This is a genomic window from Qipengyuania oceanensis (genome assembly GCF_009827535.1).
GTDB lineage: Bacteria > Pseudomonadota > Alphaproteobacteria > Sphingomonadales > Sphingomonadaceae > Qipengyuania_C > Qipengyuania_C oceanensis.
This window is the reverse complement of the sequence record NZ_WTYN01000002.1, coordinates 1-24,658: the sequence shown is the minus strand read 5'-3', so window position 1 is coordinate 24,658 and position 24,658 is coordinate 1. Positions and strand designations below refer to the sequence as shown.

At 64.5% G+C, this 24,658-nt stretch carries 26 protein-coding genes and 1 tRNA gene; 19 read left to right on the top strand and 8 right to left on the bottom strand.

Annotated features, from left to right (window positions below; all coding sequences use genetic code 11):
• Positions 1-79 precede the first annotated feature (79 nt).
• Positions 80-454: a DUF3597 domain-containing protein gene (locus GRI48_RS10705; protein ID WP_160675773.1), complete on the top strand. Its 375-nt coding sequence runs from the start codon at positions 80-82 to the stop codon at positions 452-454.
• A 70-nt stretch (positions 455-524) separates the two neighbouring features.
• Here the strand turns inward: GRI48_RS10705 and GRI48_RS10700 are convergent, their stop codons facing one another.
• Together GRI48_RS10700 and GRI48_RS10695 are read right to left on the bottom strand one after the other, a co-directional pair.
• Positions 525-1,091 (bottom strand): DUF937 domain-containing protein, encoded by a 567-nt coding sequence (locus GRI48_RS10700; RefSeq protein ID WP_160675770.1) that lies wholly within the window; start codon positions 1,089-1,091, stop codon positions 525-527.
• A gap of 134 nt (positions 1,092-1,225) precedes the next feature.
• Positions 1,226-2,824, bottom strand: a complete 1,599-nt coding sequence (locus tag GRI48_RS10695; RefSeq protein ID WP_160675767.1) for a phosphoenolpyruvate carboxykinase — start codon at positions 2,822-2,824, stop codon at positions 1,226-1,228.
• A gap of 273 nt (positions 2,825-3,097) precedes the next feature.
• Here GRI48_RS10695 and GRI48_RS10690 point away from each other — a divergent pair, with 273 nt between their 5' ends.
• The 7 genes from GRI48_RS10690 to GRI48_RS10660 all read left to right on the top strand — a co-directional run bounded on the left by GRI48_RS10690 (position 3,098) and on the right by GRI48_RS10660 (position 8,391).
• Positions 3,098-3,841, top strand: coding sequence for a response regulator transcription factor (locus tag GRI48_RS10690; protein WP_160675764.1), 744 nt, complete (start codon positions 3,098-3,100; stop codon positions 3,839-3,841).
• Entirely contained in the window at positions 3,834-5,393 is a 1,560-nt protein-coding gene (locus tag GRI48_RS10685) for a sensor histidine kinase (protein ID WP_160675761.1), read from the top strand. The genes GRI48_RS10690 and GRI48_RS10685 overlap by 8 nt, the downstream gene beginning before the upstream one ends.
• Complete coding sequence (locus GRI48_RS10680; RefSeq protein ID WP_337190814.1) at positions 5,390-5,818, top strand: HPr kinase/phosphorylase; 429 nt, start codon at positions 5,390-5,392, stop codon at positions 5,816-5,818. Before GRI48_RS10685 ends, GRI48_RS10680 begins: the two co-directional genes overlap by 4 nt.
• A gap of 86 nt (positions 5,819-5,904) precedes the next feature.
• The gene (gene rapZ, locus GRI48_RS10675) at positions 5,905-6,828 is read left to right on the top strand and encodes an RNase adapter RapZ (protein WP_160675758.1); all 924 of its coding nucleotides are present in this window, start codon (positions 5,905-5,907) and stop codon (positions 6,826-6,828) included.
• Between the two features lie 34 nt (positions 6,829-6,862).
• Complete coding sequence (locus GRI48_RS10670) at positions 6,863-7,291, top strand: PTS sugar transporter subunit IIA (protein ID WP_160675755.1); 429 nt, start codon at positions 6,863-6,865, stop codon at positions 7,289-7,291.
• 7 nt (positions 7,292-7,298) lie between these two features.
• Positions 7,299-7,577 (top strand): HPr family phosphocarrier protein, encoded by a 279-nt coding sequence (locus tag GRI48_RS10665; protein ID WP_160675752.1) that lies wholly within the window; start codon positions 7,299-7,301, stop codon positions 7,575-7,577.
• A 4-nt stretch (positions 7,578-7,581) separates the two neighbouring features.
• Entirely contained in the window at positions 7,582-8,391 is an 810-nt protein-coding gene (locus tag GRI48_RS10660; protein ID WP_160675749.1) for a TrmH family RNA methyltransferase, read from the top strand.
• Here the strand turns inward: GRI48_RS10660 and GRI48_RS10655 are convergent, their stop codons facing one another.
• From GRI48_RS10655 to recR, 3 genes are all read right to left on the bottom strand, one after another.
• Complete coding sequence (locus GRI48_RS10655) at positions 8,392-9,855, bottom strand: DNA recombination protein RmuC (RefSeq protein WP_160675746.1); 1,464 nt, start codon at positions 9,853-9,855, stop codon at positions 8,392-8,394.
• Positions 9,856-9,924: 69 nt separating this feature from the next.
• A complete protein-coding gene (locus tag GRI48_RS10650; RefSeq protein WP_160675743.1) occupies positions 9,925-10,497 on the bottom strand; it encodes a peptide deformylase in 573 nt (190 codons plus the stop codon).
• Between the two features lie 38 nt (positions 10,498-10,535).
• Positions 10,536-11,132 (bottom strand): recombination mediator RecR, encoded by a 597-nt coding sequence (gene recR, locus GRI48_RS10645; protein ID WP_160675740.1) that lies wholly within the window; start codon positions 11,130-11,132, stop codon positions 10,536-10,538.
• A gap of 128 nt (positions 11,133-11,260) precedes the next feature.
• Here recR and fmt point away from each other — a divergent pair, with 128 nt between their 5' ends.
• Both fmt and truA read left to right on the top strand, forming a co-directional pair.
• Positions 11,261-12,169, top strand: coding sequence for a methionyl-tRNA formyltransferase (gene fmt, locus GRI48_RS10640; protein WP_160675737.1), 909 nt, complete (start codon positions 11,261-11,263; stop codon positions 12,167-12,169).
• Positions 12,170-12,176: 7 nt separating this feature from the next.
• Positions 12,177-12,965: a tRNA pseudouridine(38-40) synthase TruA gene (truA, locus tag GRI48_RS10635; protein ID WP_160675734.1), complete on the top strand. Its 789-nt coding sequence runs from the start codon at positions 12,177-12,179 to the stop codon at positions 12,963-12,965.
• On the opposite strand, the gene GRI48_RS10630 is transcribed toward truA, so the two are convergent.
• Entirely contained in the window at positions 12,941-14,563 is a 1,623-nt protein-coding gene (locus GRI48_RS10630) for a M28 family peptidase (protein WP_160675731.1), read from the bottom strand. The genes truA and GRI48_RS10630 overlap by 25 nt on opposite strands.
• Before the next feature lie 149 nt (positions 14,564-14,712).
• Here GRI48_RS10630 and GRI48_RS10625 point away from each other — a divergent pair, with 149 nt between their 5' ends.
• Positions 14,713-15,825 (top strand): zinc-binding dehydrogenase, encoded by a 1,113-nt coding sequence (locus GRI48_RS10625; RefSeq protein ID WP_160675728.1) that lies wholly within the window; start codon positions 14,713-14,715, stop codon positions 15,823-15,825.
• Between the two features lie 3 nt (positions 15,826-15,828).
• Here the strand turns inward: GRI48_RS10625 and GRI48_RS10620 are convergent, their stop codons facing one another.
• The gene (locus GRI48_RS10620) at positions 15,829-16,809 is read right to left on the bottom strand and encodes an asparaginase (RefSeq protein ID WP_160675725.1); all 981 of its coding nucleotides are present in this window, start codon (positions 16,807-16,809) and stop codon (positions 15,829-15,831) included.
• Positions 16,810-16,901: 92 nt separating this feature from the next.
• Here GRI48_RS10620 and GRI48_RS10615 point away from each other — a divergent pair.
• Positions 16,902-16,977 (top strand) — tRNA-Val (locus GRI48_RS10615).
• A 21-nt stretch (positions 16,978-16,998) separates the two neighbouring features.
• Here GRI48_RS10615 and GRI48_RS10610 read toward each other — a convergent pair.
• Positions 16,999-17,568: a TlpA family protein disulfide reductase gene (locus GRI48_RS10610; protein ID WP_237451909.1), complete on the bottom strand. Its 570-nt coding sequence runs from the start codon at positions 17,566-17,568 to the stop codon at positions 16,999-17,001.
• A gap of 19 nt (positions 17,569-17,587) precedes the next feature.
• Between GRI48_RS10610 and argH the strand changes: the two genes are divergently transcribed.
• The 7 genes from argH to GRI48_RS10575 all read left to right on the top strand — a co-directional run.
• Positions 17,588-18,964, top strand: coding sequence for an argininosuccinate lyase (argH, locus tag GRI48_RS10605; protein ID WP_160675719.1), 1,377 nt, complete (start codon positions 17,588-17,590; stop codon positions 18,962-18,964).
• Positions 18,961-19,209 (top strand): LPS translocon maturation chaperone LptM, encoded by a 249-nt coding sequence (gene lptM / locus GRI48_RS10600; protein ID WP_160675716.1) that lies wholly within the window; start codon positions 18,961-18,963, stop codon positions 19,207-19,209. The genes argH and lptM overlap by 4 nt, the downstream gene beginning before the upstream one ends.
• A 6-nt stretch (positions 19,210-19,215) precedes the next feature.
• Positions 19,216-20,493 carry a diaminopimelate decarboxylase gene (lysA, locus tag GRI48_RS10595; RefSeq protein WP_160675713.1) on the top strand — a complete coding sequence of 426 codons (1,278 nt, stop codon included), beginning with the start codon at positions 19,216-19,218 and terminating at the stop codon, positions 20,491-20,493.
• 4 nt (positions 20,494-20,497) lie between these two features.
• Entirely contained in the window at positions 20,498-21,283 is a 786-nt protein-coding gene (locus GRI48_RS10590) for a precorrin-2 dehydrogenase/sirohydrochlorin ferrochelatase family protein (RefSeq protein ID WP_160675710.1), read from the top strand.
• Between the two features lie 793 nt (positions 21,284-22,076).
• Positions 22,077-23,615 carry a hypothetical protein gene (locus GRI48_RS10585; protein WP_160675707.1) on the top strand — a complete coding sequence of 513 codons (1,539 nt, stop codon included), beginning with the start codon at positions 22,077-22,079 and terminating at the stop codon, positions 23,613-23,615.
• 15 nt (positions 23,616-23,630) lie between these two features.
• Entirely contained in the window at positions 23,631-24,071 is a 441-nt protein-coding gene (locus tag GRI48_RS10580) for a glycosyltransferase family 2 protein (protein ID WP_337190825.1), read from the top strand.
• A gap of 21 nt (positions 24,072-24,092) precedes the next feature.
• Positions 24,093-24,658, top strand: a 566-nt coding sequence (locus tag GRI48_RS10575; RefSeq protein ID WP_202389317.1) for an IS256 family transposase, incomplete at its 3' end; no start/stop codon positions are given.

Below are 24,658 nucleotides of genomic sequence, written 5' to 3'. Positions count from 1 at the left end.
AAACCGGCGGGGCAAAGCTGCGTTGATAAAGCGAAGCGGGAGTCATTTCTCCGGCGGAGCAATTCAGGAGCAGTGCCCCATGAGCATTTTCAGCAAGATCAAGGACGCCATCTTCGGCAAGAAGGACAAGCCGCAAGACGGCGTCATGCCGCCGCCGACACCGCAGCCGACACCGACCCAGGCCGCCCAGGCACACGCGGTGGACGTGGTCGATGTCGAGAACAATCTCGATTCGATGCCCGGCGCGGACCGGCTTAACTGGCGCACGTCGATCGTCGACCTGATGAAGCTGATCGGCGTCGATTCGAGCTATGAGAACCGCAAAGCGCTCGCGCACGAGCTGGGCCGCGAGGATTATTCCGGCACGGCCGAAGACAACGTCTGGCTCCACCGCACGACGATGCAGCATCTTTCGCGCAATGGCGGCAAGGTCCCGGCCGAGTTTCTCGACTGACAGTCCGAGCCTTGCGAAAGAATCGGGACCGGTAGCGCAAGCTATCGGTCCCTTTTTTTTCGCGCGTGCGCTAGCGGCGCAGCATTCCTCCGACGACCTGTCCCAGTATGCCGCCCAGTGCGCCGCCGATCGGACCTCCTGCATCCTGCCCGCCTCCGCCAGTCTGCCCGCCCTGCTTCTGGTTGAGCATGTAGCCGACCACGGCCATCGCCAGGATCGGAAGCATTTTCTTGATGAGTTCGGGCGCGATACCGGTCGAGCCGGCGGCCTCCTCGGCCACACCGCGGCTGACATCCTTGTTGCCGAAAATCTCGCCGAGAATGTCGTTGCCGGGCTGCGTCGGGGTAGGCTGCTTCTTGAGCACGGCGTCGAGCAGGACACCGCCGAGGCCGCCACCAAGGGCGTCGCCCAGCCCGCCTCCGCCGGCAGGTGCCGACTGACTGCCGAGCGACCTGGTCAGGATGTCGGCAAGGCCGCCGAAATTGTTCGTCCCGTGGGCCGTCTGCCGCCCCATCCCTGCGACCAGCGCGGGCAGCACCGCCTGCGCGCCCGCCATGGCGGTCTGCTGGTCGATACCGAGTTCATCGGCCATGCTGGCGATCGTGCCGTTCTGCTGAAGGGCTTGGGTTAGGCTCATATCGGGTCTCCGGTGGGCGGAATGCCCTACCCTCCCTGAACAAGCGAACCCCCGGTCCGGTTTCCCGGCCGGGGGCTGTCAGCTTGTTTCAGCGGTCAGTCCGCCCACTGGGCCCGACCAGCCGTCCGATCGGTTCAGGCGGCGACGGGAGTGTTCGGTGCCGCGTCGCGCACTCCTTGGTCGACGTGGTCGGCGAAGGGCGCGAAATTCTCAATGAAGAGCCGGACCAGTTTCTGCGCGGTCCGGTCGTATTCTTCCGGATCGGCCCAGGTCGAGCGCGGATCGAGGATCGCCGAATCGACACCAGGTACGGATACCGGCACGTCGAACCCGAAGTTCTCGTCCCTGCGAAACTCGGCATCGTTGAGCGATCCGTCGAGCGCTGCATTGAGCAGCGCGCGGGTCGCCTTGATGGGCATCCGGTTTCCGGTGCCGTATTTGCCGCCGGTCCAGCCGGTGTTGACCAGCCAGCAATCGACCTGCCCCTCGGCGATCCGCTTCTTGAGCAAGTTGCCGTAGACGCTCGGATGACGCGGCATAAAGGGCGCGCCGAAGCAGGTGCTGAAGGTCGCTTCGGGCTCGGTCACGCCAATCTCGGTACCGGCTACCTTGGCGGTATAGCCCGACAGGAAGTGATACATCGCCTGGTCGGGCGTAAGCTTCGCGATCGGAGGCAGCACACCGAAGGCATCGGCCGTGAGCATGATCACGTTGCTGGGCGGCGGGCCCATGTTGTCTTCGGACGTATTGGGAATCGAGGACAGCGGATAGGCGCCGCGGGTGTTTTCGGCGAGGCTGTTGTCGTCGAGATCGATGTTGCCGTCTTCGTCCATCACGACGTTCTCGAGCACGGTGCCTTCCATGCGCGTGGTCGCGTAGATTTCCGGTTCGGCCTCTTCCGACAGGCGAATCATCTTGGCGTAGCAGCCGCCTTCGAAGTTGAAGACCGCCGTGTCCGACCAGCCGTGCTCGTCGTCGCCGATCAGCGTGCGGCTCGCATCGGCCGACAGCGTCGTCTTGCCGGTACCGGACAGGCCGAAGAAGACCGCCGTCTTGCCGTCCGGGCCGATATTGGCCGAGCAGTGCATCGGCATCACGCCTTGCGGCGGAAGCAGGTAGTTGAGGATGCCGAAGACGCTCTTCTTCATCTCGCCGGCATATTTGGTGCCGCCGATCAGAATGAGCTTTTCCTTGAGGCTGACCGCGATCACCGTCTCGCCGCGGCAGCCGTGGCGCGCGGGATCGGCGCGGAAGCTCGGCAGGTCGATGATCGTGTATTCTGGCTCGAAGCCTTCCAGCTCAGCCGCAGTCGGCCGCACCAGCAGCGTGCGGATGAACTGGTTGTGCCAGGCGAGCTCGTTGATGACCCGCACGTTGACCCGGTATTCCGGCTGCGAACCGCCGAACAGGTCGGCGACGTAGAGCCGGTCCTTGTCGGCGACGGCCGCCATGAAGTCTTCCTTCAACGCCGCGAAATGCTCCGGCGTCATGGATGCGTTGTTGTCCCACCAGACGGTGTTCTCTGTCTCGCTGTCGCGGACGATGAACTTGTCCTTGGCGCTACGACCGGTGTGCTGGCCGGTTTCGACGACCAGCGGGCCGCCCTTGGCCTTGCGGCCTTCGCCGTTGGCAAGTGCTGCCTCGGTCAGTTCGGCGGAGGAAAGGTTCGCATGGATTTCGGCATTGGTGGCAATGCCCTGCTGCGACAGGGAAACGGATAACGGCGCGGTCATGCTCTCTCCTGAGGACCGAGATGTGAGAAAACCCCGCGTCGCCGAGCGAGCGGACACGCGAGCCTTGCACCTTGCAATACTGTTGTTCGCCACAAGCGTCAAACCGCGCGATGCTAACGTTCCCAATCGCCGAATCCCATGGAAATCCGGGCGAATGCTGGCCTTGGTAGCCACGATTATGCACAATCGAGGTTGCCGGGCGCGGCCCGCGTTGTTTCACCGCAGGCAAAGCGCTAGGTCACAGGGCGCAGCCTACTAAATGGACCAAGCCAGATGACCAATGCCGACGAAGCGCCGGTGGAGAAGACCGAAACCGTGATCGCGCTGGTCGATGACGATCGCAACATCCTGACGACCGTGTCCATCGCCCTGCAGGCCGAGGGTTTCGCCACGCGGGTTTACTCCGACGGCGAAACGGCGCTGAAGGCGCTGACCGACAATCCGCCCGACCTGGGCGTCTTCGACATCAAGATGCCGCGCATGGATGGGACGGAATTGCTGCGTCGCGTGCGCGAACGGTCCGACCTGCCGGTGATCTTCCTGACCAGCAAGGACGACGAGCAGGACGAGGAGGCCGGGCTCGAAATGGGCGCGGACGACTATATCTCCAAGCCGTTCAGCCTGCGCCTGCTGCTCGCCCGCATCCGTGCGATCCTGCGCCGCCGCGACATCCACGTGCCGGGTACCGCCCGCGACGAGGGGGGCGACGCAAGCGTGGAGATCGTGCGCGGCCCGCTGGTGATGGACCCGGCCCGCCACCGGGTGACATGGGACGGCAAGACCGTTTCGCTGACCGTGACCGAGTTCCTGATCCTGGAAGCCCTCGCGACCCGCCCCGGTGTCATCAAGAGCCGCAACCAGTTGATGGATGCGGCCTACCCGGACGATGTCTTCGTCGACGATCGTACTGTGGACAGTCACATCAAGCGCATGCGGCGCAAGTTCCGCAGCGTTGCGCCCGAGTTCTCGGCGATCGAGACGCTCTACGGTGCCGGCTACAGCTTCAACGATGGCTGAAACCAGCCGCCTGCGCGACGGGCTGGAGCGGATCAGCTGGTCGCCCAGCCTCTCGCTCACGACCAAGATTCTCGCCGTCAACGTCCTGCCGCTGCTGCTGCTCGGCGGCGGCACGTTCTATCTCGACACCTATCGCAAGCAGCTCCTTTCCGAACGCTACAAGCTCGCGCGGATCGAGGCGCAGATCACCGCCGAGGCGCTGGCAGGCGCGTCGAGGGAGCGGCAGGAGGCGCTGCTGGTACAGATCGGCAAGGAACAGCAGATGCGCCTGCGGATGTTCGATGCCGAGGGCTTGCTATGGGCCGACAGTTTCGTCCTCGACCAGCCGGCTTTCACGTTCGACGATTCGGGCGACAAGCCATGGCGCGAAGACGTCGCCCGCGTGCTCGACAAGGCGGTCGACACTGTGGTCGGGGCCGACCCGATCCCCGATTACATCGAGCCGGAGGATACGCGCGCAGATGTCTGGCCCGAACTCGAGCGGGCTCGCAACGAGAACCTCAGCCAGATCCAGTTGCGCGATGCGCCCGACGGAACGCCGGTCATCAATGCCGCCGCGCCGGTCGGCCTGATCGGCGCGACGCTTCTGACTACCCGCAAGGCTACCGACATCCGCGACAGCGTGCGCGAAGCCCGCACCACGCTGGTCAGCGCGGTCGGGCTGGCCATGCTGATTTCCGTCCTGCTGTCGCTCTACATGGCGCGCACGATCGCCCAGCCGCTGCGCCTGTTGGCCAGGGCGGCGATCCGCGTGCGGCTCGGGCGCGACCGGCAGGTCGAGGTCCCTCGCCTGCCCGAACGGCGCGACGAGATCGGCCTGCTGGCGCGCGCGGTGTCCGACATGACGGATGCCCTGCGCCACCGGATCGACGCGGTCGAAAGCTTCGCCGCCGACGTCGCGCACGAAATCAAGAACCCGCTCGCTTCGCTGCGCAGCGCCATGGAATCGCTTGGCCGGGTCGAGGATCCCGACCTGCGCAAGCAACTGACCGACATCGCTACCCACGACGTACGGCGCATCGACCGGCTGGTGACCGAGATATCCGATGCGAGCCGGATCGACGCCGAGATGTCGCGCGCGGTTTTCGAGCGGATCGACTTGGCGAAGCTCGTCGTCAACATTCTCGGCTCGCGCGAGGACCGGGCGGAAAATGCCGGCCAGACCATTCGTTTCGAGCCCCCGGAAAGCCCGCCGATCGTGGGCGGCGTCCCCGCCCGGCTCGAACGCGTCATCGAGAACCTGCTCGACAATGCGGTTTCCTTTTCCCCTCCCGGCGGCGCGGTCACCGTGTCGATCGTGCGCGATGCCGACTGGTACGTGCTGACGGTCTGCGACGAGGGGCCGGGGATCCCCGAGGAAGAGCGCGAGAAGGTGTTTCGACGGTTCCACTCGGTGCGCCCAGAAGACGAGGATTTCGGGCAGCACAGTGGCCTTGGCCTCGCGATCGCCCGCACGATCGCCGAGGCCCACGACGGGGCGCTTTCCGCCCACGGCCGCGACGATGGCAAAAGCGGCGCCTGCCTGCGGCTCGAACTGCCGGTCGCGCGGTGAACGAGCAGACGAGCATTGCCGGAGTAACCGTCGTCGCGGTCGACGGACACGCGATCATGCTGTCCGGCCCACCGGGAAGTGGCAAGAGCACCCTCGCCCTCGGCCTCATCGATCGCGGTGCGGTGCTGATCGGCGACGATGGCATCTCCCTCCTTCGCGAAAGCACCCGCCTGCTCGCGACGCCGCCGCCGAACATCGCCGGGAAGATCGAGGTGCGAAATGTCGGGATCGTCGAGATCGCGACGACGTCCGCACCGCTCGCGCTGGTGCTAAAGCTGACCCCCGATGCGCCGCGGTTTCCCGAAACCGTTTCGCACGAGGTCCTGCTCGACGTGGCGATCCCGGCGCTCGCCTTCGATCCGGCGCTGGCCGCCGCGCCGCTGCGTGCGGAGTGGGCGCTGCGCACGCATGGCGCATTTGTCTGACCCGGCGATTTTGACTTGCCCGGCAGCCCTGGCACCCTCATGCTTGCTCACGATCCGGGTCGCATCGGATTGAGATTCCTCGAATCATGCATAGCGACGAGCCCCCTGTCCCTCCCCAGCCGATCCTGCTGGTCACCGGCATGTCGGGCGCGGGCAAGACCACCGCGCTGCGCACGCTGGAAGACCTCGGTTGGGAAGCGATCGACAATTTTCCGGTCCGCTTGCTCGGTCGCCTGATCGGGAAAGACCACCCCGGGCGTACGCCGCTGGCGATCGGTTTCGACAGCCGTACCCGCGGGTTCGACCCGAAAGACATCGTGGAACTGGTCGACAGGATGTCGCAGCGCGAAGACCTCGCCGTCCATACGCTCTTTCTGGATTGCGCCAGCGGCGAGCTGGAACGGCGCTACAACGAGAACCGCCGGCGGCATCCGATGGCCCAAGGCCGACCCGTGCTCGACGGGATCAAGGCCGAACGCGAATTGCTGGAGCCGCTTCGCAGTTGGGCCGAGGCCGTCGTGGATACCACCGATTATTCGACCAACCAGCTGCAGCAGGTCATGCGCGACCGTTATCACGACAGCGCGCCGGTAGAGATGGTGATTACCGTGTCCAGTTTCGGTTTCGCGCGCGGCATGCCCCCGCTCGCCGACCTGGTGTTCGACATGCGCTTTCTCGCCAATCCGCACTGGGACGCCGCCCTGCGCGAGCAGACCGGGCTCGACGCCGAAGTCGGGGACTATATCGAGGCTGACGAGGCTTTCGTCCCCGCATACGAGCGGATCCGTGATCTCCTGCTGTTCCTGATACCGCAGTATCGCGACGAAGGACGCAGCTATCTCAATGTCGCGTTCGGCTGCACCGGCGGCCGGCACCGTTCGGTTTTCACCGCCGAGCGGATCGCTCAGGCCTTGCGCGATGCGGGTTTTTCGCCCACTGTCCGTCACCGTAATTTGACCACCCGGGCCGCGGACGAGCTGGAAAAGCCCCGCAGGCAGGCGAATGGATAGAGACTTCCCAAATGATTGCAGCTGGTAGCAACGCATGATCGGCATGATCCTGGTCACGCATGGCAATCTCGCCGAGCAATTCGTCGAGGCGATGGAGCACGTCGTCGGCAAGCAGGACGCGATCGAGACCGTCTGCATCGGCCCCATCGACGACATGGAACAGCGCCGCGGCCAGATCGCCAAGGCGATCACCGCGGTCGATTCGGGCGAAGGGGTGATCGTGCTGACCGACCTGTTCGGCGGGACGCCCTCCAACCTGGCGATCTCGCTGCTCGACGCGGGCCGGGTCGAGGTCATTGCAGGCATCAACCTGCCGATGCTCATCCGCCTGGCCGGCGCGCGCAAGTGCATGGGCGTGGTCGAGGCGGTGGAAGCCGCACGCGACGCGGGCCGCAACTACATCACCATCGCATCCGAATTCCTCGAGGGCGAGCCCGGCAAGGCCAAGGCCGGGGCGCGGTGACCGGACCATGAGCGAAGCGCGGCGCGAGGTCACGATCGTCAACAAGCGCGGCCTTCACGCACGCGCGAGCGCCAAGTTCGTGACCGCAGTGGCCGAACTCGACGAAAGCACGCGGGTCCATGTCGCGCGCAAGGGGACCGAAGCAGCGGGCGGATCGATCCTGGGCCTGATGATGCTCGGCGCCGCCAAGGGCGATACCGTCGAGATCATCGTCGAGGGCACCGACGCCGAAGCGGTGCTCGCACAGCTCGTCGAGCTGGTCGAGGACGGCTTCGGCGAGGAATGATTCCATGGCGATCGATCGCCGCGAAATCACCGGCTTCTCCAATCCGACGGTCAAGGCCCTGCGCGCACTGCGCGTGAAAAAGCATCGCAAGGCTGCCGGCAAGTTTCTCGCAGAAGGCCTGCGGCTGCTGACCGATGCGCGGGAGAATGGGCGGATACCGGAAACCCTCGTCGTGGCGAGCCGGCGCGACACGCATCCCCTGCTGACGGAACTGGAAAGCGCGGTCGCCGGATCCGGCGGCGAAGTGATCGAGACCACTCCGGACATCCTCGCCAAGATCAGCGGAAAGGACAATCCGCAGGCCGTACTGGGGGTTTTCGACGAATTGGACACCCCCCTCGAAGCGCTCGATCGGGCGAGCGCGAACATCTGGCTGGTGGCGCAGGCGCTGCGCGATCCCGGCAACCTTGGCACCATGCTGCGCACCGGCGATGCGATCGGTGCAGGCGGACTGATCCTGATCGACGATTGCGCCGATCCGTTCAGCGTGGAAGCCGTGCGCGCCAGCATGGGCGCCGTCTTCACGCAGCAGATCGCGCAGGCCCGGTGGGAGCATTTCCTGCCGTGGTTGCGGTCGGGCGACGGGCAACTGGTTGCCGCAAGCTTGCGCGACGCCGTGCCCTATCGCGGCGCAGCTTACGCGGCCCCGTGCTTCGTGATGGTTGGCAATGAATCGCAAGGTCTTCCGGGAGACTACGAGATTGCCTGCGACCTGCGCGTCACCATGCCGATGCGCGGCCGTGCCGACAGCCTCAATGCCGCGGTGGCGGCTGCAGTACTGGGTTACGAAGTTCTCGCGAGCCTCGAAGGCTGATCACTCCGCGGCGTCGCGTTCCTCGCGGCCCGCGTCTTCGATCTGAGCGGCGTCCTCGGCGTTGTAGCGCGGCGTGGCCTCGACAATCGGCACTTCCTCGATTTCGCGCTTGCCGATCTCGATCCCCTTGTCTGCCAGTCGCCGGCCCGACGACAGGACATTGCGTTCGAAACTGCCGACAAATTTGTTGTAGTTGTTGACCGCCGTTTCCAGGCCGCCACCCACGCGCTTCATGTGCTCTGCGGCGACCGCCAGCCGGTCGTAGAGCTCGGCCCCCGCCTTGCCGATCTCGACCGCCTCGCGAGCGATCGTATCCTGCCGCCAGACCTGCGCGACAGTCCGCGCGATTGCGACAAGATTGGTCGGCGTTGCCAGCAGCACCTTGTTGCGAAACGCGAAGTCCCACAGCTCGGGATCGTGTTCGAGCGCGGCGGCCACGAAATGCTCGCCCGGGACGAACATGACGACGTAATCGGGCGCATCGTCGAACTGGCTCTGGTAGTTCTTGGAACCGAGCGTCTGGACGTGACCGCGCATCGACTTGGCGTGCAGGTCGAGATGCCTCACCCGATCCTCGTCATTGTCCGCCTCGAACGCGGCCTGGTAGGCGTTGAGCGACACCTTGGCATCGATGACCAGTTTCTTCTGGCCGGGCACGTTGACGATCGCGTCGGGACGCAGTCGTCCCTCGTCGGTATCCATCGATTGCTCGAGGATGAAATCGGTGTGCTCCGACAGGCCGCATTGCTCGAGCACGTTCTGCAGCGCCCGCTCGCCCCAGCGGCCCCGCGCCTTGGGCGCATTGGTCAGGCTGTTGCCGAGCCGCTGCGCCTCGCGCCGGACCTCTTCCTGCCCGCGCTGCATCTCGGTGATCTGCTGGTGCAGCCGCCCGAAGGCATCGGTGCGCTTTTCCTCCAGCGCGGCGACCTGCTTTTCATAGGCCTCGAGCCGCTTGCCGACCGGGTCGAGCAATGCGCGCAGCTTTTCCTCCGAGGTCTTCTCCGAATGACCGAACCGCTCGTTGGCGCGCTCGAGAAACGCCTCCTGCGCCTTGCTGAGGACGGCCGATCCGGTGTTCTGGAACTCCTTGAGCAATTCCTCGCGCGCTTCGACCAACAGCCGTTTCTGCTCATCGAAATTGGCGGTCTTTTCCTTGAGCGTAGCCAGTTCCGATGCCAGCGCACCGTTGGTCCGGCGAAGGTCTTCCAGCGCCGCGTCGTGCGCTGTCCGCGTCTCGCGCAATTCGGCATCGAGCGCATCCGCCCGGCCAGCCCGCACGGTCGCATTCTCCAGATCGACGATCGCCTTGCGGAACTTCTCATCGAGCGCACGTGCTTCGGCGTCGCGTTCGCCGTGGCGCGCCTTCCAGTCCGCGACCGGGCGAGAGCCGAAGAACCAGCCTGCCGCGATGCCGCAAGCAAGGCTGATGACGAGTACGATTATGGTGAGAAGCGTCGGATCCATCCGCACATGTTATGCGGAACGGAGAGGGAACGCCAGCGACATTCCCACAATTTCAACCGTTTCGGACGATCAAGCCGCTTCGCGCAGTTTCTTGAGCTTCTTGAGCGCCATGTTGCGCTTCAGACGGCTGAGGTGATCGATGAACAGGATCCCCTCAAGGTGGTCCATCTCGTGCTGGATGCAGGTCGACATCATTCCTTCGAGGTCTTCCTCGTGCGTGTTGCCGTCGAGATCCTGGTAGCGGACCCGGCAGGTCGAGGGGCGATCGACGTCGGCATAGATCTCGGGGACCGACAGGCAGCCTTCCGAGTAGGTAGAGAGTTCTTCCGCCGGATCGAGAATCTCGGGATTCACGAAAACCCGCGGCTCCTTCTTGGTAGCGGGATGGGTGTGCTTGTGCCCGTCGTGATCGCATTCGACCGGCGGCGCATCCGGATCCTCGGGCTGCAGGTCGATCACCAGCAGGCGCTTGGGCACGCCGACCTGGATCGCGGCGAGGCCGATGCCATAAGCATCGTACATCGTCTCGAACATGTCGTCGACGAGCGTGCGCAAATCGTCGTTGAACTCTTCCGGCTTCACCGGTTCGGACACGATCTTGAGCCGGGGATCCGGCACCTCGAGAATCTCACGTATGGCCATGGGTGGCGATTTAGTGTCGGCTTCGCCAAACGGCAAGGTCAGGAAACGGGTCTTCTCGCCCTGAGCGCCTGCGCCAACGTGCCCTCGTCCAGGTAGTCGAGCTCGCCGCCGACCGGCAGGCCATGGGCGAGCTGGGTGATGCGGATCGGGAAACCCTCGAGCCGCTCGGCGAGATAATGCGCGGTCGTCTGCCCTTCGAGCGTGGCGTTCATGGCGAGCACGACCTCGTCCACCCCGCCCTGCTCGACCCGGGCGAGCAGTCCGGCGATATTGAGATCTTCGGGTCGCACGCCGTCCAGCGCGGACAGCTTGCCGCCGAGCACGTGATATTTGCCGGTGAACAGCTTCGCCCGATCGAGCGCCCACAGGTCGGACACGTCCTCGACCACGCAAATCGAACGGGTGTCGCGGCGCGGATCGGCGCAGATGCCGCAGGGATCGCGCGTGTCGACATTGCCGCACACGGAGCATTCCACCAGCGTGTCGCGCACCGCGGCCAGCGCATCGACCAGCGCGCCGAGCGAGCTGTCGCGCCGCTTGACCAGCCACAGGACCGCGCGCCGGGCCGACCGTGGCCCGAGGCCGGGCAGCCGCGCCAGCGCCGATGCGAGCGTCTCGATCTCTTGTGAAGCCAAAGCGCCTCGCCCTTTTTTTGTTCGCCCTGAGCCTGTCGAAGGGCCGTACTTCCTACTAGCCTTGCCGCAGAAGAAAAGGCAGGGCTTCGACAAGCTCAGCCCGAACGGTGGAATTACAAGGCCTCGCTATGCGGATAGTTTTCATGGGAACGCCAGAGTTCGCCGTTCCGACGCTCGACGCGCTGGTCGAAGCGGCACACGAGGTGGTGTGCGTATATACCCAGCCGCCGCGCCCCGGCGGCAGACGTGGGCGCGAACTGGTCAAGACGCCGGTGCATCAGGCAGCCGAACGGTTGCATATCGAGGTGCGCCATCCCGAGCGGCTGAAGGACATCGATACGCTGGCCGATTTCGCCGCGCTCGAACCGGACCTCGCGGTGGTCGCAGCCTATGGCCTGATCCTTCCGCAGGCAGTGCTCGACGTGCCGAGGTACGGCTGTCTCAACGTCCACGCCTCGCTGTTGCCTGCATGGCGCGGCGCGGCACCGATCCAGCGCGCGATCCTGGCGGGCGACCCGGTGACGGGAATCACGATCATGCAGATGGAAGCGGGTCTCGACAGCGGCCCCATGCTGGCGACCGCCCGCACCCCGATCGAGGACAAGACCGCCGGCGAACTAACCGCGGAACTCGCGGAAATCGGCGCGCAACTGATGGTCGGCACGCTGATCGACCTGCCCGCGCTTCGGCCGGTCGAGCAGGACGACAAGGAAGCGACCTATGCCGCGAAGATCGACAAGTCCGAGGCGCGCATCGATTTCACGCGCGCAGCCGGCTTCATCGAGCGGCAGGTTCGCGCCTTCGCGCCCGCGCCGGGTGCCTGGTTCGAGCTCGACGGCGAACGGATCAAGGTCTTCGCCGCCGACGTGATCGGGCGCGCGGGCAAGCCGGGCTATGTCCTGGACGACGAACTGACCATCGCCTGCGAACACGCCGCGATCCGCCCGACCCGAGTCCAGCGCGCAGGCAAGCCGGTGATGGACGCGGCCGATTTCCTGCGCGGCAAGCCGGTGCCGGAGGGCACGCTGGTCCGGTGACGCGCTGATGAAACGTTTCGCCCTGACCCTCGAATTCGACGGCACACCCTTCTTCGGCCTGCAGCGCCAGCCGCATGGCCCAAGCGTGCAGCAGTCGGTCGAAGAGGCGGTGCTGGGCATTACGGGCGAGCAGGTGACGCTCGCCTCGGCGGGTCGCACCGACACCGGCGTCCACGCACTTGCGATGCGCAGCCATGTCGACATCGCCAAACCGATCGAACCGTTCCGGCTGATGGAGGCGCTCAACGCGCATCTGCGACCCGATCCGATCGCAGTCACGCACTGCGAGATCGTGCCCGACGACTGGCACGCGCGCTTTTCCTGCACGGGTCGCGCTTACATCTATCGTATCGCCAATCGCCGCGCGCCGCTGACGCTGGAGAAGGACCGGGCGTGGCAGGTAACGCAGCCGCTCGACGAAGAGGCCATGCACCGCGCCGCACAGGCGCTGGTCGGCCACCATGATTTCACGACCTTCCGCTCGGTTCATTGCCAGTCGGCCAGTCCGGTCAAGACGCTCGACCGGCTGGATGTCGAGAGAGATGGCGAGCACGTGCTGATCCATGCCGAGGCGCGCAGTTTCCTGCACCACCAGGTCCGCAGCATCGTCGGCTGCCTGGCGCTGGTCGGCATGGGGCGCTGGCGCGAGGAGCAGGTGGCACAAGCGCTGGTCGCGAAGGACCGGCAGGAACTGGGTCTCAATGCCCCGCCCCACGGCCTGTATTTCGTTCGCGCCACATATCCCGACTCACCGCTGCCGGTAGGAGGGGATCAGTCCTCCATCTTGCCGCCGTAGAACTTCGCGAAGAAATCACCTTTGCGCCACAGCGGTGCCTCGTCCATGTTGGCAACGCCCACGACGATGTCGCGATAGACATCGGTGAAGCGTGCCAATTGCCTGAAATCGACGTTCCCGACCTCGTCCGAAGGCTGGTGATAATGTTTCCCGATGAAGTCCTTGTAGGCCTTGTCGCCGCCGTTGCCGAAGCCCGGGTTGACGTAGACCGACGGGATTCCCTGCTGCACGAAACGATAGTGGTCCGAGCGGGTGAAATAGCTTTCCTCGGGCTGCGGATCGGGCACGATGACCAGTCCGGCACTGGCGACAGACTGGCGGATGACCGGTTCCATGGTGGTCCGTTCGACGCCGTAGACCACCAGGTCGGTGAATTCCCAGGATGATAGCGGCATGTCGACGTTGATATTGGCAACGACCTTGTGCGTGCCCGCCATGACCGGGTTGCGCGCAAGGTAATCGGCGCCCCACAGGCCCTTTTCCTCGGCGGTCAACGCGGCGAACACCAGCGTGCGGCGCGGCGGGGTCGGGGCGAGCAGGCGGGCGATCTCCGTGATCGCGGCAACGCCTGTCGCATTGTCCATCGCGGCATTGACGATCTCGTCGTCGCCTTCCTTCTCGGTGACGTGGGTGCCGACGCCGTCGAGATGCGCGGTGACGACGACGATCTCGTTCGCGAGCGCAGGATCGCTACCCGGCAACACGCCGACGACATTGTAGCTGTTCTGCTGCCACAGCCGGTTGCCCGCGGTCAGGCGCGCGCCGAACCCCAGCTCGAAGGCCGGTAGGCGTTTCTTGCCATCGGCTTCGGCCGCTGCCGCTTCTTCCCAGCTGACCGGCTGGCCTTCCATCAGGCGCCGGCCGAGTTCCTCGCTCGCGAAAGCGCGGATGAAGCTGTCGGGAACCTCGGCGAAGGGTGTTCCGTCAGCCCTCAGCCAGGCCATGTTGACGGCCGGTTCGAAATCGCTCTTGAGCATCTCGAACTTGATGCCCTTCTCGTAAGTCGGCGTAACGAGGACGATCATGCCGACGGCACCGCGCGCTGCCAGCCGCTCGGCCTGCGTGTTGCGATAGTAACCGTACTCTTGGTCGCCCATGATCTTCGGCGGATTGCGCAGGACGACCGCGATCTTGCCCGCGACATCGACGCCGGAGAAATCGTCCCAGCCCAGCCCGTCATCGGCGAACCCGCTGCCGACGAATACCAGCGGCGCCTCGATGCTGGCGGAAGCGACCGCGGCCTCGGTTCCGATCATGATCTCGTCGCCCGGGACCAGCGTCTGCGCACCGTCGCGCCCGATGATGGTCATCGAAAGCTTCGACGGATCGTCCGCCTGGAAAAAGCGGAACGGCATGGTCTGGAAATAATGGTTGCCGATCGCGGGATCGAGCCCGATCGCTGCAAATTCTCCCCCGACGTAGCCCGCCGCCAGATTGTATCCTTCGGTCCCCGCCTCGCGCCCGCCCAGGGCATCGTCGGCAAGCAGGGTGACGTCCGCCTCAAGGCGTTCTGCGGAAACCTCGCCGTCGTGGCCCAGTGCGGTCGCGCCGTGCAACAGGGCCAGGGCGGCAACCGAAACGGTCAGTAATCTGCGCATGGGCATTCCTTCGATGATATCCGTGCAACGGCGTCTGGCCTGCAGCACGCCGCTTGCCAATAGCCGCGACGCGGGTTGACGCAACGGCACCCTAGCCACGCGCTCCCGTAGCGACTAGCCAGACCACAACAGTCACAGGAGAGATCGACATGGCCACCACCGGCAAGCAACTTTTCACCACGCTGACAAGCGACGGCACCCTCACGCTGGAGATCGCAGAAAGCGAGTTCCGCGATCCGACCGGAAACCAGGTGCTCGTCCGCATGGAAGCCGCTCCGATCAACCCGAGCGACCTGGCCATCCTGACCGGCGCCGCCGATTTCGAGAACGCCGAATATTCGCCCGGCAAGGTCGTCGCCAACATGCCCGAACCGTTCAACACCGGGTCCAAGGCGCGCCACGGGCAGCGCCTGCCGGCAGGCAACGAAGGGGCCGGCACCGTCGTCGCCACCGGCGATTCCGACATGGCCAAGGCGCTGATGGGCCAGCGGGTCGCCTGCGTGCCCGGCCACGCGTTCAGCCAGTATGCGCTGGTCGATGCGACCATGTGCCTGCCGCTCGGCGACCATTCCTCGGAAGACGGCGCTTCGAGCTTCGTGAACCCGATGACCGCGCTCGGCTTTGCCGAAAACGCCAAGATGGACGGCCAGAAGGCGATCCTGCACACGGTCGGCGCGTCCAACCTCGGCCAGATGCTGGTCAAGATCTGCCAGGAAGACGGGCTCGGCCTCGTGAACATCGTGCGCAAGCAGGACCAGGTCGACCTGCTCAAGGATCTCGGGGCGACGCATATCGTCAATTCCTCGGACGGCGACTTCATGAACCAGCTCAAGTCGGCGATCGACGAAACCGACGCTTTCTACGGCTTCGATCCGATCGGCGGCGGGACGATGGTCGACAGCTGCTTCAAGGCGATGGAGCAGGTCGCGGTCTCGAAGATGAGCGAATATTCGCGCTACGGCTCGAACCAGGCGAAGCGCATGTTCATCTATGGCCGCCTCGACTTCTCGCCGACCACGCTGACGCCCAGCTACGGCTTCGGCTGGACGCTGTCGGGCTGGCTGCTCACGCCGTTCCTGCAGCAGGCCGGGCAGGAAACCATGATGCGGATGCGCAAGCGCGTGCTGGACAATCTGACGACCACTTTCGCCAGCAGCTACAAGTCGAAAGTCGATCTCGAAGGCATGCTGACCAAGGACGCGATCATGGACTACAAGCAGATGAAGACCGGCGAGAAGTATCTCGTCGTGCCGAACGGCTGAGGTTCAGCGACGGTCGAATTCTGCCTGCACGGCGGCGGGGTCGGTGATCCCGCTCGCCAGCAGCAACGCCAGCAGGATCCGCGCCTTTTGCGCCGTCAGCGCGCGCGATGCGACGAAGCCGGATTGATCGTCGTCCGGCTCCCGGTCGATCAGCGCTTCCTCCACCCGGCTGGCGCGCACGACCGCCAGCCCATCGCGCACCTTGTCCGCCAGCATCGCGCGCACGCCGGCAGGCATGTTGCCCTCGCCGACGCCCGCAACCACGACTCCGCGCGTCTCCGGCGCGATCTGGCGGGCAGCGATCTGTGCCGTCATCCCGGCGGTAACGAAGATCACTGCCACCTCCGGCCATTGCCGGGGCAAGTCGAAGCGCGCGCATTCGCCCACGCGCCACGGCGCGCCGAACCATTCGAGCTGGCTCGGCCGGGCGAGGCCGATCGCATCGCGCGGAAAACCGGCGAAGGCATCGGTACTGTCGGTCCGCGCCTTGCGGATATCGCGCGCGGCATAGACCCGGTCGCCCATCACCACGAGCACGCCCCGCCCCGCGGCATCGGACGCCGCCGCAACGCGCACCGCGCTCGCGAAATTGCGCAGTCCGTCCGAGCCGACAACGTCTGCCGGACGCATCGCGCCCACCAGCACCACCGGCTTGTCGCACGGCAACGTCTGGTCGAGCACGAAGGCGGTTTCCTCGACGGTGTCGGTACCATGGGTGATGACGACGCCCGCGCAATCCGCATCCGCGAGCGCTTCGCGGCAGGCGGCATGGAGTTGTGCCCACACTTCCTCGTCGATGTTCTCCGACCCGATATTCGCGATCTGTCGACCGTCGAGCCGGGCGTGAAGATCGAGAGCGGCGGCCTGCGCCAGGAATTCGGCAATGCCGATCTGGCCGGGCCGGTAATCGTGGCGAGTCGCAGAACCCGCCTTGCCGGCGATGGTGCCGCCGGTCGCCAGCACGGTGATACGGGGGAGGATCATCGCCCTGCCCTAGCGCCGTGCAGGCGCCCGCGCCATCGGCGATTGATTTTGCGCTCGCGCACGCTAGATAGCGCGCACGCCGCAAGGCCGTGGGGCGATTAGCTCAGTTGGTAGAGCATCTCGTTTACACCGAGAGGGTCGGCAGTTCGAGCCTGTCATCGCCCACCACGTTTTCGATATTTTTGCGGCTCAGCCACCGATCGCGGTGTCGATGGCGGCGCGCGCTTCCTCGCTCCCCCAGTCGTAGCCGCCCTGTACCCGCCAGACTTCCTGGCCTGCCGCGTCGTAGAGCACGGTCGTCGGCAACGCGACATCGCCCAGTGCGAAGCCGAAGGCAGTCTCCGGGTCGAGCCATGGTTCCAGATGCGTGAACCGGCGCGCGGCGAAGAACGGCTCCACCGCCTTCGCCCCGGTCAGGTCCTGGCTGACGGTGACCACGCGCAAGCGCCCGTCGTACTCGGCTGCAAGCTCGTCCAGCAAAGGCATTTCCGCGACACAGGGCGCGCACCAGGTCGCCCACAGGTTGACCAGCACCGGCTCGCCCTGGAGCGCCCCGGTATTGAGGGCGCCGCCGGAGGGATTGGTGAGCGCTATCGCGGGCATCAACTCGCCTGCGTATTCGGCATCGATTGTCCCGGTCAAAGCGCCCGTTGCCTCGGGCGAAGGTGCGTTTTCTTGCGCCTCTTGCGGCGCTTCCCTATCGCAGCCGCCAGTCAGCAGAAGGGCGGCAAGCGCGAGCGTGAGCAGCGAACGGGACAATTCGAAAGGCTCCAACCAGATGTGGGGCGGACGCTTTGCCGAGGGGCCGAGCGCGATCATGCGCGAGATAAACGCCTCGATTCCCTTCGACAAGGCGCTCTGGCGCCAGGACATAGCGGCAAGCAAGGCCCATGTCGCGATGCTCGGCGCGCAGGGCATCGTCAGCGCCGAGGACGCGGCGACGATATCCGACGGGCTCGACCGGGTTGCCGCCGAATACGAGGCGGACGGCGTTCCGGAAGACTGGGACCTGGAAGACATTCACATGACGACCGAAAGCCGCTTGTCGGAACTGATCGGCCCGGCGGCCGGGCGTCTTCACACGGCGCGCAGCCGCAACGACCAGGTGGCGACCGACTTCAAGCTGTGGGTGCGCGATGCCCTCGACCAGGCCGACGCGGGTCTGGCGGACCTGCAGCGCGCGCTCGTGGAGCAGGCAGGCGCCCATGCCGGCACCATCATGCCCGGCTTCACCCATCTGCAGACCGCGCAGCCGGTGACGCTCGGCCACCACCTGATGGCTTATTACGAGATGATCGCCCGCGATCGCAGTCGCTTCGCCGACGCGCGTGCACGGATGAATTTTTCGCCGCTCGGCAGTGCGGCACTCGCTGGGACGGGCTTTCCGATCGATCGCGAGGCGACGGCGCGTGCGCTCGGCTTCGATGCACCGACGCGCAACAGCCTCGACGCCGTATCGGACCGCGATTTCGCGCTCGACTACCTGATGGCGGCAAGCCAGTGCGCGCTCCATCTCTCGCGGCTCGCGGAAGAAATGATCCTGTGGGCCAGCCAGCCGTTCGGCTTCATCAGGCTGCCCGATGCGCTCAGCACCGGTAGCTCGATCATGCCGCAGAAGAAGAACCCCGACGCCGCCGAGCTGGTGCGCGGCCATGCCGGTCGGGTGATCGGATGCGCGACCGCGCTAATGATCACGATGAAGGGCCTGCCGCTCGCCTATTCGAAGGACATGCAGGACGACAAGCCGCCCGTGTTCGAAGCCTCCGGCCTGCTCGCCCTGTCGATCGCCGCGATGACCGGCATGGTCGCCGACAGCGCCTTCGATACGGCGCGCATGCGGCACGCGGCAGAGCTCGGCTATGCCACCGCGACCGACCTTGCCGACTGGCTGGTGCGCGAGGCGGACATCCCGTTCCGCGAGGCGCATCACATCACCGGCAGCGCGGTCAGGCTGGCCGAGAGCAAGGGCGTCGCACTCGACGCGCTCTCGCTGCAAGAACTCAAGGCTATGGACGACCGCATCGACGAGCGGGTTTTCGCCGCATTGTCGGTCGAGGCCTCGGTTGCGGCCCGCGCATCCTATGGCGGGACCGCGCCCGATCAGGTACGCGCCCGGGTAGCCGAAGCGCGCACCGCGCTGGGCATGGAGGAATGATGCGCAGATCCGCCTTTCTCACCGCGTCCGTAGTGGCGCTGGCCCTCGCCGGTTGCGGCCAGAAGCGGGCGCTCGAACCGGTCGCCAATGCCGAGTTGCCGCCGGCTCCCTATGGCGCGGGCGAACGGCCCGAAGCCGAAAAGCTGCTCGAGCTTGAGACGCTCGCGGCGCCCGAACGCAGCGTGGAACTGCGAAAACGGTCGGAGGAACGCGAAGACGATCCCTTTGACCTGCCTCCCGAGTAATTGCCGATGACCCATTTCCCGATCCGTGACGGTGTGATGCACGCCGAGGACCTGCCGCTGTCGCGCATCGCGTCCGAAATCGGCACGCCGGTCTATGTCTATTCGCGCGCCGCACTCGAAACCCGCGCACGGGAGTTTCGCGCGGGGCTGGCCCCGGTGGCCGAACAGTCGGGCCGCGAACCGCTGCTCGCCTTTGCCGTGAAGGCCAACCCCAACCTCGCCGTGCTGCGCATTCTCGCCAACGAAGGTTACGGCGCGGACGTGGTATCGGGCGGCGAGCTGATCCGTGCGCTCGCTGCCGGGATCCCGGCCGACAAGATCGTGTTCTCGGGTGTCGGCAAGAGCCGTGCCGAGCTCATCCTCGGGCTCGAGAAGGGGATCGGGCAATTCAACATCGAATCGCGCGAGGAAGGCCGCGAGCTGGCAGAACTGGCCGCATCCCTCGGCCTGCAGGCGCAGGCGACGCTGCGCATCAATCCCGATGTCGATGCCAAGACGCACGAGAAGATCTCGACCGGCAAGGCCGAGAACAAGTTCGGCATCCCGATGGTCCATGCCCGCGAAGCCTATCGCGAGCTGGCCGCGCTCGACGGGCTGTCGCTGCGCGGCGTGGCGATCCACATCGGCAGCCAGCTCCTCGATCTCGAGCCGCTCGAAACCGCCTTTGCCAAGACCGGCCAGCTGGTTGCCCAATTGCGCGAGGATGGCCACACCATCACCCATGTGGATCTCGGCGGTGGGCTCGGCGTCGCCTACAAGGCGGGCGAGATACCTCCGACCATGGCCGAATACGGTGCGATGGTGGCCCGCGCGACCGAAGGATGGGACGTGCAGCTGGCATTCGAGCCGGGCCGCGTCATCGCAGGCGAGGCCGGCGTATTGCTGACCCGCATCGTGCGCGTGAAGCGCGGCGGCAACGGCCCGCCCTTCGTGATCGTCGATGCCGCGATGAACGATCTTGCCCGGCCCGCGCTCTACGGCGCGTGGCACGACTTCGACGCGGTCGAGCCGAGCGGCGAACGGATGACCGCCAACATCGTCGGCCCGATCTGCGAGACCGGCGACACCTTTGCGCGCGACCGTGAATGCGACGCGGTCCAGTCGGGTGATCTCGCCGTGTTCCGTACCGCCGGGGCCTATGGCGCGACCATGGCCTCATCCTACAATTCGCGCGGTTTCATCGCCGAGGTGCTGGTCGATGGCGATCGCCATGCCGTCGTCGCCGACCGGATCGATCCGGCCGCGATCATGGACGCCGAGCGCGTTCCCGACTGGCTCGACTGAGGCCATGCGCAGCCTGCCGCTCTTCCACCGCATCGCCGGCACGCGCGTGGTGGTGGTCGGCGAAGGGGCGATGGCGGAAGCGAAGGCGCGGCTGGTCACGCGCGCGGGCGGCGAAGTCTGCAGCGAGGCCGAGGCGCATCATGCAAGGCTCGCCTTCGTCGCGGTGGAGGACGAGCGCGCTGCCACTGCGGCGGCGCTCCGGCTGAAGCGGCTCGGCCTGCTGGTCAATGTCGCCGACATGCCCGCGCTGTGCGACTTCACCCTGCCCTCCATTCTGGAACGCGACCCGGTGCTGATCGCGATTGGCACCAGCGGGGCATCCGCCGGGCTCGCCAAGCATCTGCGGCTGCGGCTGGAAGCGCTGTTGCCGCAGACCATCGGGACGCTCGCCGACAGGCTCGGCGCGGCGCGCGAGGCGCTGCGGGCCCGCTTTCCCACGACCGACGAACGCCGCAGGGCGCTCGACGAGGCGCTGGGTGAAGGCGGCGCGCTCGACGTGCTCGACGCCGCGTCCGCCGGGCGGCTGGAACCGTGGCTGGAGGAGACACTGGATGGCGCAGGGGACGCTCCGGCAGCAGGTCGCTACGAGTTCGTGCTCACGAGCGACGACCCGGAGGACCTGACCCTGCGCCAGGCGCGCCTGCTCGGCATCGCCGATGTCGTGTTTCACGATCCCGGGGTGCCGGAAGCGATCCTCAACCGCGCCCGCGCCGACGCCGTCCGGCGGGAACTACCGTGCGAGGGCGAGGATGGGGATGGATTGGTTATTGTTCTGCGGACCATTCGTTAGGTCACAGGGAATTTGCCGACAGAGAACATAAAAGTGTTCAAAGCATTTCTGACCTATCCGCATGTTTTGCTCCGAGTAAAAATTGTTTCCGCGTTTGCTAGCCAACGAGTTGAGACTTAGGTCTGATCGCCACCTGGAGTAGGCGCTCCACAGTCGGTTTGGCATGGCTGCCTCGTCCTCGATGCGCTTGACGTTGAACTTCGTGTGCTGGCCAGCGTGAGCAGGATCTCGTGACGTATCGCCAGCGACTGTGTCGATCGTTGATCCGAGGAACTCGAATTTTTTTCTCCATCATGCACGACGGCAGTTTTGCAAGCGCAGACCGCCCTTCTCGAATCTATACTTGCGTCTAAAGTCGACCTGGCAATGTCCATCCCAATTAGCGCAGCCGTCTCCGCTCTCACTATCCTTGTCATCTCATATGCATAAGGCACCAGTTTAGGATTGTTCCATTGAGATCATAATTTGAGGAAACTGTGCCCACGATCCGAAGGGAGCGACCGAGGCCTTGTAACCTCATGAGTGGCCGGTCTTGTTAGTAAATTAACCTACTTCAACATATGCGGGATGGCGCGGCAAACCAAGGACTGCCGATCACTAGAATGGCCTCGTCGATTTGCCCCTGAGATACTATATTATGATGTTTGACAGGCCGAAAATCTTGGGAAAACTGGCAAAACTTGGAAGCAGTGCTGCCAAACCCGCCACTGTATGCAAAAGAGGATCGCCTATGCTCGACGGACCTCAGGGAGGGCCTTGGAGGTACATCTCAGCACTAGTGAAAGAGGCCTGGATGTTCCGCGGGCAAAAGTCGAAACCTCAAGCAACGGACCGGTTGGGTTGGCTGACCCTACCACCGATCCTGGCAGCCTTTATCAGCCTTTTCCTTCTCAGTCGCACCTTCCTGAATCACGATGTCGCTTGGGTGCTCTATGGTTCCGGTATTTTGCTGGACGGTGGTTGGTTCGGTAGCGACATAGTGGAGTCCAACCCGCCCCTGATCTGGTGGATCTCCCACGTTCCGAACCTCGCCTCCCGACTGCTTGGCATTCCCGTCGAACATGCGTTTCGCACATTCATAACGCTCATAGCGGCGCTAACGCTCATCGTTTCGGACCGGCTTTTGCGCGTGGCCAACTATGACCGCGTCTGGCGGGCAATTTTCCTTCTCGTCTGCGCCACACTATTCACCCTTGGCGCTTACCGCGATTTTGGCCAGCGCGAACATGTCACCGTCATGCTGTCGCTGCCTTACATCCTTGCCGCGGGCATTCGTTATGACGGATTTAGTCTCAACAGACGCGCTGCTATCCTCATCGGGCTATTGGCGGGAATCGGTATTGCCCTGAAGCCATATTTTGGGTTGGTTCCCCTGCTAGTCGAAGCAGCGCTCCTTGTTCGCCAACGCCGCTTGGCCCTGTTATGGCGAGGCGAAGCGCTGGGTGCCGTCGTCGCCATCGCTGCATACGCCGTGGCAATTATGATCCTGGCTCGCGAATGGTTGTTCGAGGCGGCGCCTGCGATATTCAAGGCATACTGGGCATTCGAGGAGGCCTCGCTAGTTCATAATTCAAAAATTGCCGTGCTATTCGCTGTTCCGCTTTTCATGGGTTTGGCGGCATTGGTGATTTCGCGCAAAAGATTCTCGGGGATGTCGCTGCTCGCCCTCCTCGCTAGCGTAGCGTTCCTGCTCGCAGCCGTGATCCAAGCCAAATACTATTCCTATCATTTGTATCCAGCATACACTTTTGTGCTTATTGCTAATGTGCTGTTGCTGCGCGGTGTCGACAGGACGATCCGGATCGTTCAGGGTTCGCTCCTGGCTTTGGTCGTCGCAGCGTCGCTTGTAACGCCCATACTCTGGTTGATGGCCAGTCAGCCGGGCAAGCCATTGTATATGCGGACGGCGAAAGTAGTCGCTTTTGTCGAGGACATGGTTCCGGCCAACGAGCCTTACTTGGCGATAGCCACGCATCCCTTTCCGGGTTTTCCGGTGGCTGTCTACGCGGACCGACATTGGAGCTCGACGAGCAACAGTCGCATTTTCCTGCCCGCAGTGATCAAATTGCGTGAGAACGGGGCCCAAGATCCTGCGCTCCTTGCTTTTGTCGAGCGAAGTGAGCGCGCGGCAATGGCGAGAGATATAGCGGAAAAGCCCGCGCTTGTGCTTGTCGATGTGGCCAAAGTCCGGCACGCAATCGGTGCGCGCCAGTTCGACCATCTCGAATTCTATCTTGAGGATGAGGCATTTCGCGAATCTTGGAAGAACTACGAGCAGGTACCGTCACCCGTGCCAGGATTGGATGCTTATGTGCGCCGCGAGGATCAATAATTGACCGATTTGCATGTGACGACTGAAGGGTCCGACAGCATCGCAGTTGTGATACCCTGCTTTAAATGTAGTGAGACAATCGGCGAAGTCGTGAGTGCGGTCCCTCCGGCAGTGTCGATGATCATCCTCGTCGATGATCGAAGCGACGATGGGCAGGCGGAAGTAATGACCCGGCTGGCCGAAGCTGACAGCCGCATATCTGTTGTCAGGAATGCACGAAATCTTGGCGTCGGCGGGGCTACGGTGTCAGGCTACCGACGCGCCGTCGAACTTGGGGCAGCTGCTATTGTGAAGGTCGACAGTGACGGTCAGATGGATCCGATGTTCGCGCCTGAACTGGCCCGGCCTGTTCTCGAAGGAAAAGCGGACTACGTGAAGGGCAATCGCTTTTTCGATATCGAGAGCGTGCGCGCCATGCCGGGAACTGTCAGGATTTCCGTGTGTGGGCGGGCATAATGGGTAAGAAGGAGTCCCACTATGTCCCGACGCAAAGAACCTGCGATCCCGTCAGATTTGCTGGATCAACTTCTGGCTGGCGGCGATGCTGCTGCGGCCTTGCAGCAAGGCGGCTTGCTGGATTCGCTGAAGAAAGCCTTGGCTGAACGTGCGCTCAATGCCGAGATGGATCATCATCTCGGGCACGAAGACCAGGCTGGCAACAACCGCAATGGCTATGGCCGCAAGACCGTCGTTACCGACACCGGCAAGATCGAGATCGAGGTACCCCGCGATCGGCAAGGCAGCTTTGATCCACAACTGATCGCCAAGTACCAGCGGCGTTTTCCGGGTTTCGACGACAAAATCGTGTCAATGTACGCGCGCGGCATGAGCACCCGGGAGATCACAGGGCATCTGCGCGAACTGTACGGCATCGACGTCTCGCCGGACCTGATATCGACAGTCACCGACGCCGTGCTCGAGGAGGTCGCGGCCTGGCAGGCCCGGCCGCTCGATCCGGCCTATCCGCTGGTGTTCTTCGACGCCATCCGGGTCAAAATCCGCGACGAAGGCATGGTTCGCAACAAGGCGATCCACATTGCGCT